Source organism: Flavobacterium sp. WG21, from assembly GCF_000335775.1.
Classification (GTDB): Bacteria; Bacteroidota; Bacteroidia; order Flavobacteriales; family Flavobacteriaceae; genus Flavobacterium; species Flavobacterium tructae.
This window is the reverse complement of record NZ_AMYW01000049.1, coordinates 1-20,636: the sequence shown is the minus strand read 5'-3', so window position 1 is coordinate 20,636 and position 20,636 is coordinate 1. Positions and strand designations below refer to the sequence as shown.

15 protein-coding genes, 2 tRNA genes and 1 pseudogene are annotated in these 20,636 nt (G+C 35.5%); 10 read left to right on the top strand and 8 right to left on the bottom strand.

Going from position 1 to position 20,636, the window contains the following annotated elements; translation table 11 throughout:
• From C245_RS0121650 to C245_RS0121635, 4 genes and pseudogenes are all read right to left on the bottom strand, one after another.
• Nucleotides 1–1,084, bottom strand: a pseudogene (locus tag C245_RS0121650) (hypothetical protein); the annotation flags it as partial.
• 663 nt (nucleotides 1,085–1,747) lie between these two features.
• Nucleotides 1,748–2,245: a hypothetical protein gene (locus C245_RS0121645; RefSeq protein WP_017498709.1), complete on the bottom strand. Its 498-nt coding sequence runs from the start codon at nucleotides 2,243–2,245 to the stop codon at nucleotides 1,748–1,750.
• Nucleotides 2,246–2,330: 85 nt separating this feature from the next.
• Nucleotides 2,331–3,176, bottom strand: coding sequence for a chromate resistance protein ChrB domain-containing protein (locus C245_RS0121640; RefSeq protein ID WP_017498708.1), 846 nt, complete (start codon nucleotides 3,174–3,176; stop codon nucleotides 2,331–2,333).
• Nucleotides 3,177–3,545: 369 nt separating this feature from the next.
• The gene (locus C245_RS0121635; RefSeq protein ID WP_017498706.1) at nucleotides 3,546–3,956 is read right to left on the bottom strand and encodes a helix-turn-helix domain-containing protein; all 411 of its coding nucleotides are present in this window, start codon (nucleotides 3,954–3,956) and stop codon (nucleotides 3,546–3,548) included.
• Between the two features lie 537 nt (nucleotides 3,957–4,493).
• Between C245_RS0121635 and C245_RS0121630 the strand changes: the two genes are divergently transcribed.
• From C245_RS0121630 to C245_RS24780, 10 genes are all read left to right on the top strand, one after another.
• Entirely contained in the window at nucleotides 4,494–5,387 is an 894-nt protein-coding gene (locus C245_RS0121630; protein WP_017498705.1) for an AraC family transcriptional regulator, read from the top strand.
• Nucleotides 5,388–5,494: 107 nt separating this feature from the next.
• Nucleotides 5,495–6,412 (top strand): DUF6268 family outer membrane beta-barrel protein, encoded by a 918-nt coding sequence (locus C245_RS0121625; protein WP_157495925.1) that lies wholly within the window; start codon nucleotides 5,495–5,497, stop codon nucleotides 6,410–6,412.
• A 45-nt stretch (nucleotides 6,413–6,457) separates the two neighbouring features.
• Nucleotides 6,458–6,871, top strand: a complete 414-nt coding sequence (locus tag C245_RS23400; RefSeq protein ID WP_017498703.1) for a DUF2141 domain-containing protein — start codon at nucleotides 6,458–6,460, stop codon at nucleotides 6,869–6,871.
• Between the two features lie 86 nt (nucleotides 6,872–6,957).
• On the top strand, nucleotides 6,958–7,692 hold the full coding sequence (locus C245_RS0121615) for an ABC transporter ATP-binding protein (RefSeq protein ID WP_017498702.1): 735 nt from the start codon (nucleotides 6,958–6,960) through the stop codon (nucleotides 7,690–7,692).
• 3 nt (nucleotides 7,693–7,695) lie between these two features.
• A complete protein-coding gene (locus tag C245_RS0121610; protein ID WP_017498701.1) occupies nucleotides 7,696–8,631 on the top strand; it encodes an HlyD family secretion protein in 936 nt (311 codons plus the stop codon).
• A gap of 106 nt (nucleotides 8,632–8,737) precedes the next feature.
• Nucleotides 8,738–9,877, top strand: a complete 1,140-nt coding sequence (locus C245_RS0121605) for an FtsX-like permease family protein (protein WP_017498700.1) — start codon at nucleotides 8,738–8,740, stop codon at nucleotides 9,875–9,877.
• Between the two features lie 12 nt (nucleotides 9,878–9,889).
• Nucleotides 9,890–11,233: a TolC family protein gene (locus C245_RS0121600; protein ID WP_017498699.1), complete on the top strand. Its 1,344-nt coding sequence runs from the start codon at nucleotides 9,890–9,892 to the stop codon at nucleotides 11,231–11,233.
• Between the two features lie 361 nt (nucleotides 11,234–11,594).
• The gene (locus tag C245_RS0121595) at nucleotides 11,595–14,813 is read left to right on the top strand and encodes a LodA/GoxA family CTQ-dependent oxidase (RefSeq protein WP_017498698.1); all 3,219 of its coding nucleotides are present in this window, start codon (nucleotides 11,595–11,597) and stop codon (nucleotides 14,811–14,813) included.
• A 2-nt stretch (nucleotides 14,814–14,815) separates the two neighbouring features.
• Nucleotides 14,816–15,583, top strand: coding sequence for an NAD(P)/FAD-dependent oxidoreductase (locus tag C245_RS23395; protein ID WP_017498697.1), 768 nt, complete (start codon nucleotides 14,816–14,818; stop codon nucleotides 15,581–15,583).
• Entirely contained in the window at nucleotides 15,538–15,909 is a 372-nt protein-coding gene (locus C245_RS24780; protein ID WP_157495926.1) for a tryptophan 7-halogenase, read from the top strand. The genes C245_RS23395 and C245_RS24780 overlap by 46 nt, the downstream gene beginning before the upstream one ends.
• 121 nt (nucleotides 15,910–16,030) lie before the next feature.
• Here the strand turns inward: C245_RS24780 and C245_RS0121580 are convergent, their stop codons facing one another.
• The 4 genes from C245_RS0121580 to C245_RS0121560 form a co-directional block, all read right to left on the bottom strand.
• Nucleotides 16,031–16,564, bottom strand: a complete 534-nt coding sequence (locus tag C245_RS0121580; protein ID WP_017498695.1) for a GNAT family N-acetyltransferase — start codon at nucleotides 16,562–16,564, stop codon at nucleotides 16,031–16,033.
• 494 nt (nucleotides 16,565–17,058) lie between these two features.
• A complete protein-coding gene (locus C245_RS0121575; protein WP_017498694.1) occupies nucleotides 17,059–18,954 on the bottom strand; it encodes an FAD-dependent oxidoreductase in 1,896 nt (631 codons plus the stop codon).
• Nucleotides 18,955–19,633: 679 nt separating this feature from the next.
• A tRNA-Tyr gene (locus C245_RS0121565) sits at nucleotides 19,634–19,714 on the bottom strand.
• A 274-nt stretch (nucleotides 19,715–19,988) separates the two neighbouring features.
• Nucleotides 19,989–20,069: transfer RNA gene (locus C245_RS0121560), tRNA-Tyr, on the bottom strand.
• Between the last annotated feature and the right edge of the window lie 567 nt (nucleotides 20,070–20,636).

Here is a 20,636-nt window from a genome sequence, read left to right as displayed (position 1 = left end):
TCGGCGCATTGGTTGTATTGGTTAAGGTTCCGCTGATGTTAGCAGCATTGCTTCCTGCTGCGGTTCCTGTAATTCCAATTACGCTTGGTGCTGCCCAGCTATAAGTAGTACCAGCCGGAACTGTTCCGTTGGTTCCATTGGTCGGAGTAGCGGTAAAAGTACTTCCGCTGCATATAGTAGAAGTCATTGCAGTTATTACCGGTGTCGTACAACATGCCGTTACAGTAATATTGTTAACTGTTTTAGTATTTGGTATAACCTGATTTGTAGGGTCTGATACTGTTAAACTAGCAGAAAATGGACCAGCGGAAGAATAAGTCACAGTATATGGACCTATTGTTGTTAAACTAACCGGAGAAATTGTCGCAGCACCAGGAAATGACCAGCTATAATTAGTGTTTGGTTCAACTCCTGTTGAAGTGCTGGCATAAACTACCTTTTGAAAAGAACCTCCATCACAACTTTTAGTAATAGAAAAATCGGCAAAAAGAGGTGTTTTTATAATTATCCCAGCTGAATATGAACTACTGCATTTAGGAGGATTACAAGTAATCAGTGAAAGACTTTGTGAAGGCGTAATAGCCTGTCCGCTTGTTTCCCATCCTAAGTAAATGTTTTTTAACTCAAGGGATTGGCCTGCTGTATAGTTTGTAATTTGGGCCATTCGGTATTTGGACCCTGCCGTAATTATGCTTCCTCTAATTTTAATCGTTAACCGGTCTGTTACGGCACCAACAAAATTAGTGTTATCGAAATTTTTTCGAACTCCGCCAACTAAATAGTCAAATTGAAACATCAAGTCGTATTTAGAACTATTGGAGGCAATAGTAACCCATATGTACAAACCGTTTACAGGATTTGAAACATAGGCTAAAGTGGCTACATTTCCAACGTTATCACCTAGATAAACACTCCCAAAAGTAACATCCTGAGCATTACATTGTGAGAGAGAACAAGCTGGAGTCGTGGTTAATGAAGCATTAGTATTATCGAATGTAACATTGGTATTTTGTGAATAAGCAAATATTGTAGAAAGCATTAATAATAAAAAAGCCAGAAATGGAATTAAAGTAATTTTTTTCATAATCTTATTATTTAAATAACTAGTAACTTATTTCTTGTTAAAATTTAAATAAGAAAAATTGAGATTTTAGTCTATTGCTAGACAATCTGAATATTTAAAAACTATTGATTCACCTAAGCTAACCCTCGGATTGGTTTGTGAATGACTGTATTGTGGTGCGGGACAGAACTAATAAGTCTGTATAAGTAGAGTACTTTTTGCTTTCATACTTTTTAGATTTAAAATTTATGAAATGTTTATTTTTTTAACACAATCAAAGATATGTATATGGTTTTTTATAATACTTTTTAATCTTTAAATAACTTAAAAAGTCGTTAAAAGGGTGTTTTTATGATAAAATGAACCTTAAATTTCTTTATTGTTTCATTTTTAGAAGAAGAGATTGGAGTTATTGTTTTGTATCCGAATGTTTTATAAGCGGCTGTTCATAGTAGTACTAATTTAATGAGTATACCTACAAATAGCTGCTGCAACAATAATATAGGAGTTCCTGAATTTTCTTTATATAAAGCAACGTAAAAGTTGTAATAATTGCCACTAGAGCCGTTGAAATGTCTATTATACTTCTTTTGGCTACTACCATTACAGATATGAGTCAGAGAAATTGTACAGCGCTTGTGAGATACAATTTATAGAGCGGGATTTTCATTCATGATTTGTAAATTAGAATGCAATTCCAAACTGAAAACCGACTGTAAAGGAAGCAGGATGATTATTACCAAAGCGGATGGGTAGGGGGATTGCGGCAAAGTAGCTGCAATTGGTGCTTTTTATTATTGTTTTATTCAAAACAGGCGTAATGCCATATCTTCCGGAGGATTCAAAGGCAGCCCTTCCCGCAAAAGTATATCCGTGCCCCAAGGCTACCAGAACCCCGGGATGAAACAATAAGTTAGTTACTTTGTTGGTACCCTGATCGTCCTTTATATTGGGAACTACCTCAAAAGAAAATCCGATTTTCTCGTTTTTCCAGATATTGATTCCAGTTGGAAATCCTACAGCGTAGTAGTCTCTGAAATTTACTGCAGTTTCATCTTTATTTAAGGTTACCAGAGGATGCAGAATACCAAAATATCCTGTGATTTTAGGATACGTAGTCTGAGAAAAGCACGGAAGGCTAAATAGTAGTAGAATAGAAAGGTGCAGGAATCTTAAAAGCATCGATTTTGTTTTTATAAATTATAGAAACAAAATTACAAGCATTAAACTTCCCTAAATAGAATGCGTTTTACGTTTTGTATAGGGATTACTTTTTTTGGATTTTTTTTCTGTACGCCGACGGATTCTTTCCGGTTTGAAGTTTAAAAATTCTTGTAAAATGGCTTTGATCTGAAAATCCGGTTCTATAAGCAATCTCCGTCAAAGTATAGGTAGTATTCTCAATAAGATGTACCGCTTTTTCAATCCTTTGTTTTCTGACATAGTCCCCGAAATTTAAATCTTCAAAATATTTAGAAAATTCTCTCGACAGGTAGGATGGGTTCAAATCGAGTTCACCCGATATTTTTTTAAGGTCGAAAGTAAACTGAGCATCAATCTGGTCCTGAATAAGATTTTTGAGGTCTTTTACCCAGGATGGTGTTTTTCCGGTTGTTTTTTTGTCTTTAAGAAACTTGTTGTAAACTTCGTGTAGCAGGTTCTCAAAGGGACTGTTCTCCAGATGTTTTTGTTTATATAGATGCGAAGCCCAGCTGTAAAGTGCGTCATAGAGCACCATTCCGGTTTCAAGGAGTTTATAATCATCAGTAATATTATGCGAAAGCCCGGCAGACACCGCCCAGAGTCCGGCAGATTCTTTTGCAATTTCATGACGATCGGTATCAGCCCCGCGTACAATTCGTGCCATGATGGAAATAGCGGGATCTTCAATTTTATATTTTTTTACAATATAATCGAAAGTGCACTGCTCCTGATAATGTGTGAATTCAACATTTGGAATATCAAAAGGAACAGCATTTAATTCTTTTGCTTTGTCCAGAACCTGATCAAAAGGGACGTAAATAAATTCAGCCTCAGGATCCACAAAATTTCTAATAAGCCATGGGCATGCAATTCGGTCTATTTTTGGCCTTTCTCTGGTGATCCATTTCATAAATCAATTGTTTTTTAGAATACGTGCTAAGGTACATTTTTTTATTATTTAAGTATCAGGTAGTGAGAATGCACAGTGCTTGTGAGGTACACTTTGTAGAGCGGGGAGAATTTTATTTAACTGAAACAAAATCGTATAAAAATTTATTTTGTTTCAAGAAATGGAACAAAATGATAAAAAATAAAAATTTGTTACCGTTTTTGTAACAAATTTAAAAATAGAAAAAATTTGTTCACCTGGTAAAATAGAACAATCCTGAGCGAGGGGATAGAAACTTTGTAAATGTCTTTCGACTTCAAACTCATAACGACCAAAACAAAAAAAGAGACCCGAAAGTCTCTTTTTTTTAAATTATATATTTACAAATAATTACTTATTAATCAATTTCTCAAGCCTCACCATCATTTCATCTTTCTCCTTCAACATACGCTCATATAAAGCAATTTTTTCTTCATGAAGTTTTTTTAACTCTTCTAATGGATTGATGTTAAATACAGGTTTAGCATTTCCTATATAAGCCTCTTTTTCAATATTAAACGTATTCGAAATAATATTTATCGCCTGCTCTTCATCAAAATTCTGAAACGCTTCCACCGGAATTTTTAACACAGCTGAGATTTGTTTCAGGAGTTTATCTTCAATGACATCTTTTTGCTCGAGCATCGAGATTTTCTTCTGGTTCCAGTCTTCGCCCAGATCATAAGCCAATGCTTCCTGTTTGATGTTAAGCATTTCTCTAAAACGTTTTACGTTTCTTCCCTGATGTATTTTCTGTTCCATAACGAATATCAATTTTCTAAAGGCTCAAAGATAAAGTCATTTTGCTTAAAAAGCCCTGAATTTCAAAGATAAAAAAATATTGGATAACACGTCTGTTTTGTCAGATATTATACCAGTTTTTATTTAGGGTATAATATCGATTTTTTGAATAGATGATCCCAAAGCTGCGCAAATGTCTCTGACTTTGCGCTTTTTTTTGCACTTGTGAATTATTACAGTTTATAAAAGTCTCCTGACTTTTTACCATTATTTCTTATATTGTTTTAAATCTTTTCTTTTCTAGAAATTACATCTAAGAAATTTAGTTTTAAAGTCTGAGACTTTATTGCTTATATGTTTTAAATTAGATATTGCAAGTTGGCGCAAAGTCAGAGACATTTGCGCAGCACTTGTGAGATACACTTCGTAGAGTGGGGAAAATTGAATGCAACTCCAGTCTTGATACTATTTGTGAATAGGATAATTTTAATTGGCTGTATTCTACAGATGTAATCGAACCATTTCTTATGTTTGTAGCTCAATATCTAAGTTTTAAGTATGAGTAAGAGTATTAAAATTATTTCATCAGAAGAATTTCCAAAACAATTTATGTCTGATGCTTCTCTCGACTTTGATTTCTTAAAATCTCCCTTACAGATATATGATTTAAATACTACAACCGAGTATATCCAGATTCCGACCCCGCTTTTTAGACCTGATTATAATTTTATGGTTCATGTTACCAGAGGTTATGCCAAACAGCAAGTCGATAATGAAGTGATATCCATAAATGAAAATGATGTTTTGTTTGTAAAACAGGGACATATTACCGCAATGAAAGAAATTGATCAGATGATAACGGGACATTTTATTTTATTTGAGGAGAGTGTCCTGAATCATATTTTGTCAAAACAGGAGCTAATACAGATTTTTGCCGCCAATTCTGTTCTTAAATTGCCTAAAGAGACCAGTATATGGCTTAATTCTTTGTTTGGTTTATTAAGTCAGGAATTTCGTAATGAAAATTCCAATATTGAAATTTGTTATTCGCTCATGCAGGCGGCTTTCCAGAAAATTCTTTTTTCAAATAAAGAACTGAATAAAACAATACATCGCAACAATGAGATCACTTTTTCTTTTAAAGAGCTGGTTTATAAATATCATGCAGAGAATAAGTCAGTGACCTTTTATGCCGATAAATTAAAAATTTCTGTAAATTATCTCAATAGATGTATCAAGCAAACCACCGGAATAGCTCCAAAAGAGTGGATAAACAATGTTAGTATTCTGCAAAGTCAGATACTTTTGCAAGATTTGACTAAAGATATTTCAGAAATTGCTTTTGCGTTGAATTACGAAGATCCTTCTTATTTTGGACGCCTTTTCAAAAAAATAACAGGTACGACTCCTTCTCAGTACCGAAATTCATTAAAGCAAGATTTGTCCGAGTAACGGCAAACTAAATCCTAGTAACAATTATTGTTTTAACTGCAACTTTGCCCTAAGAAAATCTTAGAGGGCTGATACAGCTTGTGTGTTTAAATTTAATAAATGTTATTTTGAAAAAAGTACTGTCATTCGTTTTAGTAACCTTGTTTTTTTGTTTTCCAAATAAGTTTTATGCTCAATTAATTACAGATGGTGCCGGGATGAGCATTACTGTACATGGAGGAACTAACTTTAAGAATTTGTCAACTGTAGATCTGTACTATGGGAATAAATTCAAATACAATACTTACGATTTTTGGTTGCCAATACCACCTTTTAAAATTGGAAATACACGTATTCTCGGAACGGTCAACTACCGTGTTTTAGACTTTACATTTGATAGAGATATTGAAATTAGTCCGAATTACATCACAAAGATTAACGAAATCAAACCTACCATTGTTGTGCGACATCCTATAGGAAAAAGATGGGCCGCTTTTGGAGTCTTTATCCCTACAATTGCTTCTGACTTTAAAAATTCGTTTTCGATGAATGATATGGTTTTCGATGGCATTTTTGGAGTTTCGAGAAAGTTTGGAGAAAAGTCAAATCTTGAAATCGGAATTGGTCCTCATGTTATGTATGCTTTTGGCAAGTTTTTAATAACACCTGCCATATCTCTGGACTATAAGAGCAATAATGGTAAGTGGCTTGCTCAAATATACTGGCCAAGGGTAAATGTTTTTAGAAATCTGGGTAATAATACTCAAGTTGGTCTGGCCGGCTCGATTGACTGGACGCTTCACAATTTACAAAACTACAAGAATGATCAGGGAGAAGAGATTGATTATGCTCAGTTTTCGGCAATCCATGGTGGTCTGCAAATTAATCAACGTCTTTTTGATGGCTTTTGGTTACAACTCCAGGGAGGTTTAGGATTTGCCAACAAATACACACTTTTTAATTCTAATAATGACACCATTAGCAATTATAAAGCAAAAGAAACGCCTTATGTCAAAATGATGCTCAGTTATCGTTTTGGGAAATAAGTACGCAAACAGAATCACATTAAAAATTATAAAATTAAAGACAAAATGAAAAAATCTATTTTAAGCATTCTTCTATTGGGAGTATCGTATTTTACTAATGCACAACAGATAAAAACGAATGTTGATGTACACAATGTTCAAAAAGGTAAAGGGACTGTTGTACTAAATGTATATGATAAAAAAGAAAATTTTCTCAAGCGAGCCTGCTTTACCAAAGTTCAAAAAGTGAATCAGGAAACGATGAAGTTTCAAATTGATTTGCCAAGAGGGACTTACGCAATTACGGTTTATCAGGATTTGGATAATAATGGAAAACTAAACAGTAACTGGTTGGGGATGCCAAAAGAGCCTGTAGGGAACAGTACGAATTTTATACCGGATGGCGGGGCACCAACATTTCAGGATTGTTCTGTTTATATCTTAAATAATGACGCTACAATTAAAATAAATCTTTACTAAGGATTTTTGAAATTTTAGTTTAAAAGAGCCAGTCTTTTATAAAATGACTGGCATTACCAGGCAAACTTAAATCATGACATAAAATTATGGAAGAGATAAATTCTGAAAAAAAAGTTATTGCAGAGTTAAAGGGGGCTTGCAAGGAGTATCAAACCGGTGATACATTGATTACGGCTCTAGAAGCAACAACTATTCAGTTCAGAACCCGGGAGCTCACCTTAATAATTGGTCCTTCGGGTTCAGGGAAAACCACTTTATTATCGCTGTTAGGTTGTGTTATTTATCCAACAAAAGGAGATGTTTTTATTGATAATCAACACGTAAATGCGCTTTCGGCTAAGGAATTATCGGCTTTGAGATTGAATAAAATAGGTTTCGTGTTTCAAAGTTTTAATCTTTTAGCACCACTTAATTCTTTAGAAAATGTAATGATGCCGTTGCAACTTATGAAGGTAAGCGAACTCGTGGCTAAGAAAAAAGCAGAAAAAGCTCTTGAATTAGTGGGGATGAAAGACAGAATGAAAAATTTACCCAAAATGCTAAGTGGTGGCCAGCAACAAAGAGTTTCGATTGCACGAGCATTGGTAACCAATCCGCCAATTGTGCTTTGTGATGAACCAACGGCTGCATTAGATGTAAAAAGTGTTGGTTTAGTAATGGAGGAACTAAAAGAACTTGCTCAAAATGGAAAAAGTGTAATTGTGGTTACACATGATATGCGACTTAAGAAGTTTGCAGACAGAATTATTTATGTAGATAGTGGAATTGCGACTGAAAATGAGAGTGCAACATTTATAAAGAATCAATTAATCAAATTATAAAGAATGAAATATATTTTAATTTCTATAACGGCCCTTCTTTTTTTTAGCTGTAATAAAAAAGACGAAGTAAAACAGGGTCAGACAGGTTTAACTAAAGAAATTCTTTCATCGGATATTGTAGGAATCGGACGCGTTGAACCGGAGGAGAAATTGTCTTTATTGGCAACAGAAGTGGGTGGTGTTGTTCTGGCTATCCATAAAAAAGAGAATGATACAATTGGGAAAAATGATTTAATTATCGAATTGGATCATTCCGTTCAGGATGCTAAAATCGCACGGATAAAAAGTCGAATTCAAACGCAAAAAGCGGAGATAGACATAGCACAACTGAAGCTAAAAGAGCAGAAAATAAATGTTGCAAACAAACAAATTGAATTAGAACGACTGAGAAACTTACAAGAAAAAGGCGCGGAAATAAAACAGAATGTTGATAATCTTGAAACAGAAACTAAAATTTTTCAAACAAATCTGGAACAATTGAAAAGTAAGGTTTTGGTTGAAAACTCCAGACTTGAGGAAATTAAACAAGAGCTGGAAGTGTCAAACCGTGAGTTGCAGCAATATTTGATAAAAGCACCGGGTGATGGGCAAATTATGACAATGTACGCAACAAAAGGAGCTGCATTGTCACCCAGTCAGTCTTTTGCAGATTTTATTCCGAAAAGTAATTTGGTTGCTACCTGCGAAATTGATGAGCTGTTTGCAGACAAAGTTAAAAAAGGTCAGAAAGCCATTATTCGTCAAGTAGGTTCCAATAAAACTATTGGATCTGGCAGAGTAATTTTTGCGTCTTCGGCACTTAAACGCAAATCTATTTTTTCTGAAAAAGCAGAGGATCAGGAAGACAGAAGAGTACGGGAAATAAAAATCCTGTTGAACAACCCAACGAAGTATTTAATTAATTCCCGTATCGAATGCGTTATTCAGGCATCAAAATAAGAAAGCATCAAAAACAAGCCTGATAGGGAATAAGTTCATAGGGACTGGAAATGCCAATATAGAGGCATGAATTCCATATATAAAGGAAAATAAATAATAGCTAAGTATGAAATTTGGTATTAAAACAGCATGGAAGTTTATTCGTTTCGATAAAACAAAAAGCATCGGAGTAGTGGTTGGAATAGTAATAAGTACTTTTCTTATTGGACAACAAATTGGGACATTTAATTTTTTGACAGGACTAATGAGTGTGTTGGTAAAAAATACAACAGCTGATATTTGGGTTGTTGATAATAAAACGACAGATGCCAATCAGCTTAGTTTGATAGATACCAGAAAAGAGAAAGAAATCAAGAGTTTGGAGGGAGTGAAAGAGGCATTTCCAATGGTTGTAACAAATGGTAAGGCAAAATTTCCTAACGGAACCAGTGCTGTTGTAAATATTATAGGAAGTGAATTTCCTTATTTTAAAGCAGGTCCGGATAGTGCAAAGGTTGTACAAGGAGAACTTTCAGATTTAGTACAGGAGGCAGCGGTGTCTGCAGATTATTTTGACCGAAGTAATTTTGGAGGTTCATCAAATGTTGGGACCAGTTTTGAAATTAATGGGAAAAGAGCAGTAATTACTTTACAAACAAAAGGGATAAGAGGTTGGGGCGGTTATTTAATGTACACTACAATTGACAGAGCAAGATTTTACAGTAATATTCCTTCTACTGCTATAAGCGCTTTATTGGTAAATGTAAAAAAAGGGAATGATGTAGACCAGGTTGTAGATCAGATCAATAATTCTATTTATGGAGTACGAGCATGGCGGGCATCATCCTTGAGTTCAGCAACCATAAATAGTGTTTTGGCTTCTACAGGTTTAGGTGCCAGTACAGGATCCTTAGTAGGATTTGCCATTATTGCCGGTTTTTTTATTATTGGATTAACGATGTATTCATCTGCACTTGACAGAATTAAGGATTATGGAACGCTAAAAGCAATTGGTGCAACTGATGCATACATTAGGAAATTAATACTTACACAAGCCACTTTATTTGCTATTGTTGGGTTTATGATTGCTTTTATTTTCTTATTGGGGTTTAAGAACGGAATGTATCAATCGGGAATAGTAATAGATTTTAGTCCCGGAATACTTTTCATAATTCTAACAGTTACCTTCTCTATTTCGCTTTTCGGAGCTGTGTTTGCCATTAGAAGAATAAAAAATGTAGAACCTGCCTCTGTATTTAGAGGTTAAAAAGTTGTTAGAATGAAAAATAATGTATGGTATATCTGTTTTATAAGCTGTCTTCTGTTGTCAGGATTTTTAAAAATGAATGCACAAAGCACGATCTGGACCTTGGATAAAGCCATTGAAGCGGCACAAAAGAATAGAAAGATAGTAGCTTCACTGGAAAAAGAATATAAAATCAATCAATTAAAAACAAAAGAATTAAATGCAAAATATTTGCCCAGAGTAGCGTTGAATTATAATTATCAGTACAATCCGATTATTGCTACAAGTGTGTTACCGGCTGAAGCATTTAATTCTCATCCATCATCAGAGGGTATGATCCCGGTAAAATTAGGAGCTAATTATTCTCAAAGCGCAGGTCTTTTATTGCAGCAACCTTTACTGGATATGGCTATTTCAAAATTAATAGCCGAATCGAAACTACAGGAGAAACTAGCTGCTTTAAGTGAAAACGAGGCAAAGCTGGAACTTACTTATGAAGTCTCAAAAGTATATCTAAATATAGTAGTTGCAGAAGAACAAGAAAAAGAAGCGGTTGGAGATACTGCACGTACAGCGCTGAGTTTGGAGACTATTAATCAAAAATACAAATACAAAAGAGTTTTAAAAACGGACGTAAACGATGCTAAAGTAACGCACAATAATGCAGTTCAAAAATACCGCAATGCCGTAAATAATGTATTGGTTTTGAAACAGTATTTCTTATACGTTATTGGAAATGAACCTTTGATTGCTGCTGCTGTGAAATTAGAAAAATACAGCGTAGAGGAAAGTATTGGCAATCTTGATGATAATCTAATTGAAGCATTGCCGCAAATTGAAATTTTGAAAACGCAAAATGAAGTATTAGAGAATAAGAAAAAACTGGAAAGAACTAAATATAGCCCCTTGATTACTATTAATGGTTATTTAGGAGCGGATCAATTTACAGAAAACCTAAATCCTTTCAAGCAAAATAGTTGGTATGGAAATAGTTATGTTGGTGTCTCACTAAAGTTACCTTTTTCTTTTGGAGAAAATACAGCAAAAAGAATTGATCAGTTAAAATTTCAGCAAAATCAAAATAAGGACAGAATTACAGAGAATATTAATAAAAGCAAATACAATGCTTTAAATGCCGCTACTGTTTACGCTAATGTCCTGGAACAACTAAAAACAGTGAGTGAAAACAGTAAGCTAACTTCAGAGATTGTAATGATTTACCAGGACCGATATAAATTTGATCAAATAGCCTTTAATGAACTAAATGATAAGGAGATCAAATTGCAAAATCTGGAATTATTTCAGAATCAGCTTAAAAAACAATTGATAGTCTCATGGCTCGATTGGAAAAAAGCGGCAGGAAAATTAGTCTGGTAAGTTTGAAGAGCATTTGCATAAGTATCATAGCAAACGGATAAACATTCCTTTCAGTTAAGTTTTATTTAGGAATGAAAAACAGCTTTGTAGGTATACCCTGTAAAGGTTGTTCAACATTCCGTACAGTCTTTTGTTTACATTTTTAGTTTTAAAAGTTATCGATAGGCTGTTTATTAGGATTGCTAATCCCATTTTATAAACAGTATTCGAAGTTGACGGAGTGCGAAGCATATCGGGAAGTTTTTATAAAAACACGTAAAAGTACCTATATTTATTTGCAGGATAAATCTTATTTTCGTTAGGGTGTACTATCAATTAGATAGCTAACCATTGAGCCGTAACAAATCAATAACTACTAAATATGGACAACAAAAAACGAAGCATTGAAAAACCTACTGCAAACAACGTAAAATGTTGGGACAGTAGTGGCAGTACTGAAATGGTGACACAGCGTCTTAAGGAGATGTTTGTAGAAATGGGCCAAAAAACCCGAATTGAAAATGGGCAACACCCAGCCGAACGTGCTGTTTTTAGAAAACAACACGGGATCACTTATGGACAATTCGTAATCAATGAGGATATTCCTGAAAAATTCAAAAAAGGTATTTTTGCAGGTTCTAGTTTTGATTGTGCTGTTCGGTTCTCTAGTGATACAGGACCCACTTCACCGGACTTAAATTCCACTATTGGAGTGGGGTTGAAATTGTTTGGAGTGGAAGGACCAAAGCTTTTTGGAGAAGGCCCTACTGCCGATTTCATTTTTCAGAATATCGATCGCTTTTTTGCTAGTGATGCACAACAAATGTGTGCGTTTACAACTGCTGGTGCTATTGATAAGGATTATGATTCTTATATTAATAAACATCCTGAATTAGCTGGTATTTTACAAGCTATGCAGAAAGAAGAAGCGAGTGTGTTAAGTACTGGTTATTGGGCTATTTTACCTTTTCAACTAGGAGAAAATCAAATTGTTAAATATCGTTTGGTTCCGGACGACACTTATAAAGGGGCACCTTTTGACGATGATAATTATTTACGTTTGGATTTAGAAAAACGTTTGCGCAATGGAGCTGCTACTTTCAGATTTGAAATCCAATTGCGTACTAATGAGGCAACCATGCCTCTTAATGATGCACAAGTAGTTTGGAGTACAGAGGAAAGTCCGTACATCTGTATTGCAAGGTTGCATTTACCCCAACAAGATGTAACTGCGATTGGTCAGTCTGAATTTGGAAGCAATCTTTCATTCAATATTTGGAGAACTTTAGAAGTTCATAAACCTTTAGGCTCAATTGCAGAGGCTCGCAAAACCGTTTATGCTGCTAGTGCCGAAGCACGGCATCAAGCCAACGGGCAACAGCTACAAGAGCCTAATGCTATAAATCCACATTTTAGAGGCAATACAGACGAGGATAGCAATTGTATTGTTAGAGCCGGTATTTATCCCCCTATTGGTGTAATGCGTGTAGGAACCAGTGAAGAAGAGTATTTTATAGGCCCTTTAGTAGATGAACCAGAAGCAAAAGAGGATGTTTATGCGTATCGCGATAAAACCGGAGCGATAAAACGTCAGGCCGCACAGTTTCGTATTTATGGTTTCAATGCTGCCGGAAAAGCGATTAAGGAGCTAACGATGGATAATGCTAAAATTACCTGGCATTCGCATTTGGCCAATCAAAAATCATCGTGGTATCAATTTCAAATTGCCTTAGATATTCCAGATGCATCCGCTCCTAATGTTCCGCCTTCTTTATTAAGAAATATTGATGTAAAAGACCGGAGCCAGTTATTGATTGATGGTGGAGGCGAAAGTATCTCAGATCCTAATGTCACTGAAGGAAAAAAATTCAAGGGGGAATTCATGGGCCAATCGGTTTATTTAGGAGAAATGCACACCGACGAAAAAGGACGTTTAGTAATGTTAGGTGGTCATGGTAAATCGAAAAACATCAATGGTGACAGAGCCATTACCTTTGCTAACAATGAAGGTTGGTATGATGATATGTCAGATGGCCCCGTTACCGCCACAGTAGAATATGAAGGAGTAGCTCTTAATGTAGATCCTGCCTGGGTGATTTGCGCTCCGCCTGATTATGCTCCTATGCAAAAATCGGTTCGTACTATGTGGGATTTAATGCGTAGTGTGGCTGTAGAATCAGGAATGTTAGTAAGACCTGCAAGACCTTCTTTCTGTAAAGATATCTTGCCTATTTTTGAAAGAATGACCAATTTACAATGGGTAAATGCAGGATTTGCGGCTGCTTTTGGATGGGGTGGACAATTTAATTATACCAGTATAACATGGGTAAAAAAACTAAATGATCCTTCTTCTGCCAACTTAGAAATGCGTCGTACTATTTCCAATAATTTCCGTAGGTTTGATCAATCTGGTGCCGAAGCGCCACAGCTATGGCCTTGGCTATATGGTGATGCAGTTGCCATTCCTACACAAGGTTCTGTGCGTCAACATTCCACCTTATCGCAGTTGCAATTGCAGTTTTTAGATCAATGGGTCGAAGGTGATTTTGATGCCGATTTTGTAGATAAAACAGGCTGTCCTTATATTCCACCTGTTAAAAAAATTGATGATTATCCGATTGCTGAACAACCAGACATGCTAACCAAAGCGGCCATGGATTTTTGCCTGGCTGATGCTTTTCATCCGGGTTGCGAAATGACTTGGCCTATGCGAACTTCTGGTATGTATATGGCTCCTTTCCGATTGAAACACGCTCCTAAAACACCAAAAACCGATTACCATTATTATGGCTCTACTATGAATAGTGATGTCTTGACTTTACCTGCAGGTCCTTTATTAGGTGGTCAGGTACCAGGTGGTGTGACGAGATGGATGGCTATTCCCTGGCAAACTGATACGGCAAGCTGCAGAGATGGTTATACGACTGCATACGATCCTTATCTGCCAACATTTTGGCCTGCCAGAGTTCCTAATAATATTTTGAGTGAAGAACGTTATAAAGAAACTTTAGATACTCACCTAGGAGAAGAGACACGCAGAGAAGCTTTTGCATATCGTTATTTTTGGTTGGATGATTTGCCTTTAGATGGAGAAGCTCCAACACAAACCAATCAGATTAATGCAATGGTGAAGTATTTTGACAAGTTAGCGATTGTGCAACCGCGTCCGGGAATATCTGATGATCCTAATTTTCCACCAGAAATGCAAATTGGTATAATTCCTAATGACGAACAAAATCAACTGTTGTTAAAAGAAACGGAAACCCGATTAAGAAAAATCTTAAATGACAACAAGCGTTTGGACAAGAAAGAAGAATCTTTATTAAATATTACTTTGGAACATTTGTCTAATGAAGGTTTGTTTACTGAACAAGTTGTAATAGAAAGCACTCGCGACCAACTATTAGAATTGGTTCAGGACGAATTGGTTCAGGATGAGACTTTAACAGGCGAAGTTCAAAAATTAGTTGATTTATTAGCTTCTAAAGCGCATAAATTCACCAGAACAAGAACCGTTCCTCATTCCAGACAACCTCGAAAAGAGGTGGGTGTTCCGGAACAATTGGTTCGTTTTCAGCGTTTTATTCCAAAACAGTATTAGGTTTGACAACAGAAAAAACAGATGTATTAATTATAGGTGGCGGCATTGCAGGTTGCATTGCCGCCATTTCCTTGACAGATACCTATCAGGTAACATTAGTTGATAAGCTTCCTGAACCCACTGAGCGCATTGGAGAATCTTTAGCTCCCGCTTCGCAACGCATTCTAAAACAATTGGATTTATTGGAGGGGTTGGAAAACCAAGTAGGCATTTTGTACCGTAAAAGTGTAGGTATGCAGTCCTATTGGGGAAGCGACCAGGTGCATTTAGTAGACGATTTAAGAAATCCTGATGGTTTTGTTAAAAATTTGGACCGGCAAGCTTTTGAAGCCTATTTGAGAAGTGTTGCAGAAGCTAGAGGTGTACATTGTTTGTGGGGTTCTAAACTGCACAGTAGTACTTATGAAAATTCTCGTTGGCAGGTGGAATTAAGAGCTAGTGATACCTCTTTATATGCTTCAACAATTTCTGCATCTTTTGTTATTGATGCTAGTGGGCGTCAATCGCATTTTGCACAGAGCCTGGGCATTAAACGACAAGTAGAAGATAAATTGATTGCCTGTTGGGTTAATTTACCTAATACCCGAACAAATGTTATGAGTACTATTTCAGCTAGTGAAAATGGTTGGTGGTATAGTACCGTTGTTCCTCATGACAAAAGGGTAGTGGCTTTTCATACCGATGCTGATTTAGTGGCTAAAAACGAACTTAAAACTACTGGCTCATTTTTGGAACTGGCAAAAAAAATACGGTTATTTTATCTTTACTAAAAGAACATGAAAATGCTATTACCTTTAAAGGTTCAGTTGCTGCTAATTCAACTAAATTAAAACAAGTAGCTGGTCAACAATGGGTTGCTTTAGGCGATGCAGCACTAAGTTTTGATCCGCTATCTTCACAAGGTATGTACAATGCAATGGCTAGTGCCATGCAATTACAAACTTTGCTATTACAGTACGGGTTTACTGAAACACTTCAAAAAATATATACAGAACAAACGGAACACATTTGGAGCCATTACCTAAAACACAAAAGTATTTTTTACCAGGCGGAAACCAGGTGGAGAACAGCTGCTTTTTGGGAGAGACGGTTGTGATGTTTACCTTTAGAGAGATGTTTTTATTTGAATCGAAAATAGGCAATTCTGTTTGATAAATTCGGGAAATTGAACAGTCTTATTTTTTTGTAACAAAGTAAGAGGCAACTCCAGTTTTGGTTTAATTTTCAACATTTAGAGTCATAGAAGTATAATCATAAGAAATGTTATCGATTCTAAACATATCTTTTGTTATGCTCAATTCCTCAAAATTCATTTTTTTGTAAAGTCTGGTTGCTGGAATATTATTTGTCAAAACTTGCAAATCAATCCAGCTAATTTGGCGATTAGCTCTGCAATAATCAATAATAAATGCTAACAAATTTTGACCAATTTTCAAATTTCTAAAATTACTGTCAACGCCCATTCCAAGTAAAACTCTATGTTCTGCGTTTGGCTGATTTTGAGAACGGATGTCAATGTGTCCAGCAATTTTTTCTTCTTCATTTATTGCTATCCAAACTTTTCTCCATCCGGCTTTTTCATTCATTCCGTCCTCAAACTTTGCCTTCCATTCGTTTGAAAGTGTAGATTGCTGTTTAGAAAGTGGCTGGAAAAGAGCTGTTCCTTTCTGTCCATTTTCAGAAAGATGAATGTTCAAGTATTGAAAAAAGTCATCAAGTTTGTCTTTATTTAACTCTTTAATTGAAATCATTTTATTAATTGAATATTGGTGTGTTGTTATTGGCTAACCATTAACACAAATATATAGCTATTTTGGATTTGCAAACAAATAGGAGAGAAAAGGTTACCCTACATTTTTGTAATTAGTTAGTTTATGAAACTCTTCAATAGTTTTAAAAATAGGTGATTCCTTTTGATAAATTCAGGACAAGACATTTTTTAATTTTATCAGCTCCTTAAATTTAAAAAATCCAACACCTTTGGTGAAACTTTTAAATCAGATGGTTAGACCAGGGATAACTATGTTTAAATCATTTTGTAAATTGGCGTCCCAAATTTTAAATGACTTAAATTTTTATATTTGATTCTGACAGATGCGACATAACCTTAGAATAATATAGTATCAAATTTCATGAATAAGTTAGCAGGTTGTTGTTTAGTGTAACAATTTCGAATCAAACAGTATAATAAAAAAACGACGCAGAATACCTTCCGCGTCGTTCCATTCATTTCTGTTTAATTGATTTAGATACCTTCCACCATCAAACGAGTGTCTGGTAAATTTTTCAATGGCTGTATTTTTACCTCTGGTTTTGCCATTCTCGTAATTGCATTTAATGCGGCTGCAATAGCACCTTCTTGCCAACCAGGAAGGGAGGAAATTTGATCACCAACAATAAAAAAGTTAGCATTGCTCGCATTTTTTGTGTTCGGATCTATAATTCCGGATCCTTGTGCAATAGCGTTAAATTGTTTCGTTGAGTAGTTCGCATCTCCAACGGCTTGCCAATATGCCCAGCCACCTTTGATATTTGGCATATTTTGCCAAGCTATGGCAACGCCTTCTCCCAAGCCTTCGGCAAATTTATTACCGAATTTACTGGCATCATTTCGTGCTTTGGTAAGTCGCTCATTAACGGGTAATTTTCCCCAATCGTGTGCTACTTTATCAAAATTATAAGCGCCTGTGAGCACACCTTTTTCGTCTTGATACGCCGTAGATGGATACCAAATTTGTTGAATTTCATTGTCTGTCCAAGAGATTCCTCCAAAAATAGGTACAACTCCCACTTCGGATTTTTCAACTGCCATTGTCTTGAGATTTATTGGGCTTCCTTGCCATAAAGATCGATTTGCCTGCCAGCCCACTTTGGAGGTACAGGCTAAAAAACGCGGAACGTATCCGTCTTCTCGCGGTTCATAACCTGGAGCTTGTGTTGGTTCAAATTGTGCTACAAAAACGGCTTCTAAAGCATCTTTAAATTCAGGTTCAAGTCCCGAATTTAGGAGATCAGAATCTAGAATGTTTTTCAAAAAAGGCATCGCAAGGTTGCAAACACAATAATCAGCTTCGTAATAGATCGGTTCTTCTGTTCCAACTTGTCCAACCGAAATGATGTACTTCTCTTTAGTTGAGTCCCATTTTATTTTTTTTACAGGACTATTCAAAAGAATATTTCCTCCCAAAGCAGCCACTTGTTGAGCAAAAGCGTGTTGCACCTGATCCATTCCTCCAACGGGTTGAAATAAAGTAGGTTGCCAAAGAAAATCTGTAGGTTGATAGAATTTTGTACCTTCCCAAAATTTTGATTCGAGCAATTTATCAAAACTCAAAACATCGGCTACAATTCCAGCCGCAACACCAGGTAAAACTTCATATCCAGCGCGTGTTTTTCCATCCTCGAAGCCAGGTGATCCAGCCGTTGCGCTATAGGTTCCATCTACATCAAGCTCTCCGAAACTGATCATCAAACTTTGTAATTGTTCAACGCGTGTTTCAAGATCACTTTCGCTAATTCCGACTTGTGAATTGCGAAGTAATTCTTCCGCATTTTTGTATACCATGTGCGCCAACCAACCTCTTGTATTATGATCCAAACGACGGTAAACCATAGGTTCACCTCCAAAACTTTCGTTCTTTTGAACCAAATTAGATTCAGAGTTCATCACATATATTTCAACGTCTACCGAAAAACGTTTTAAGTAAGAAAGGAGTCGTTTGTGACTGCTTGGAATACGACCAGGACCTGCATTAAGGTAAGGTTCTGAGTCTCCCACTGGGCGTTTAAATCGAACAACTTGAGGTTCTCCAGGTTTCGAATCGAACAAATCACTGTCTGCATCTTCAATAAGTGTATCCCCTGTGCGTAAGCTCATGCAGCGTCCTCCCGTTTTATGAGATGCTTCCAGAATGGTTACTTTTGCACCAGACTCCTGAGCGAGTAGTTCATACGCGGTGGTAAGTCCCCCAACACCAGACCCGATGATTATAACCTCTTTTCCTTCTAGTTGATTTGGACTAAGTTTAATCGCTTGATTGGTAATCGTGTTTTGCATTTTTGTTGCTTTAGCCAATGCAGCGAATGCAATTGATCTCGGATTGTTTTTTAAAAATTCCTGACGACTTTTGTACTGTCCCATTTTGTATAAATTTTATGTTAAAAAATAAAAAAAATGATTTCTATGGTATTGGTATTTTTTTTGGATAATCTCGAAAACGCTTTCTAACTCCAGATTTTATTTTCTGAAATGAAATTAATGATTGAAAATAAAAAAAATGAAAAAGATGTCGTTAGTGAAGGTTTTTCTGTCGTGAATGGATGTTTTTTTGTTGTGAATAAAATGGATTTATTCCAATAAAATAAATTACTTAAGGTTATTGTATGATTGCGGTTTTATAAAGAAGATTAAAATATAAAAAAGTAAAGCCTACAATTATTCTGTCAGCCTTTTACTTTTTTTAATTAGATTTAAAAGATCTCCAGAAGCTTTCGCTAATTGAATCTGCTTCTAAGTAATATCAGGTTCTGTCACATCTAAAGCTAAGTTTTATCTTTGCCTTTTTTAAATTTTTAAACTGATGAATACGAAAGGTCATTGCTATCCGAAGTCTATTATACTGCAGGCAGTATAATTTAATTTTAGGTTTACATTAAGCTATCGGGATCTTGACACGATTTTGCCGCAAAACTTTTGAGTATTTTTACAAAGTTTGAAAACTGCCTTAAAAGAAAAAAGCCTACGAATACTAGGATTTGCAGGTTTTATTATGTTTTCTTAGGCCAAAAAAAAAGTCCTGAAATGTTTCAGGACTTTTTAGTGGGGAGAGCAGGATTCGAACCTGCGAAGTTCACACAGCAGATTTACAGTCTGCCCTCGTTGGCCGCTTGAGTATCTCCCCGAAGCTTTGTATTTGTTGCGCTTTGTTGTTCTAAGCGGTTGCAAATATAGGAAGGTTTTTGATGTTTGCAAATAAAAAACGTACTTAATTTTAAGTTATACTTTTTAAAGTTCTAGTCGGACAGATAAAAGCTTATGTAAGAATGTCTTTAAGAATTTCTTGAGGCAAAATTTTTAGGAGAAAAATATAGAAATAGAGTTTTAGGATAACTAAGCAGGGAAAAAAATGAAACTAAAGCAAAAAAAAAGTCCTGATTTTCATCAGGACTTTTCAGTGGGGAGAGCAGGATTCGAACCTGCGAAGTTCACACAGCAGATTTACAGTCTGCCCTCGTTGGCCGCTTGAGTATCTCCCCAAGACTTTGTATTGTTGTGCTTTGTTGTTCTAAGCGGTTGCAAATATAGGAACGTTTTTGATGTTTGCAAACAAAAAATGAACTTAATTTTACGTTAGTTTTACATTGTTTTTTTAATTCGTTGGAATTGAATAAAGTAAAAATAAAGTTTTTTAGGTGTTTTTATAAAGTAGGGTTATTTTTACAGGTTGTCACGGGGTATTTGTTTGTTTTTTTGATTTCTTAAACGTTTTAATTACTGCTTTTTCTCAGAAAGCAGCAACAAATACGAGTTGAACCAAATAAATCTATTCTGAAATGTTTGACATTTGTTCGCGCAGAAATTTGCAGCTTGACGAAGACAGGTAGGTTTTGATCTTCTTTTGATAAGTTGCGTTTTCAAACTTTTCCGAGTAGTTTTTTCTTTGAAATTAAGCGCTAATTTTTTTATTTGTGAAGAGAGTCAAAAGAAAGGCTGTTTATCTCTTAAATGAAGGTTGTTGGGTTTGATAGAATATGTTTGTTTTTTATCGATAATAGAGTATCTCTTTGGATTAGCCTTTAATTAAGTAGTACTATATAAAAAAC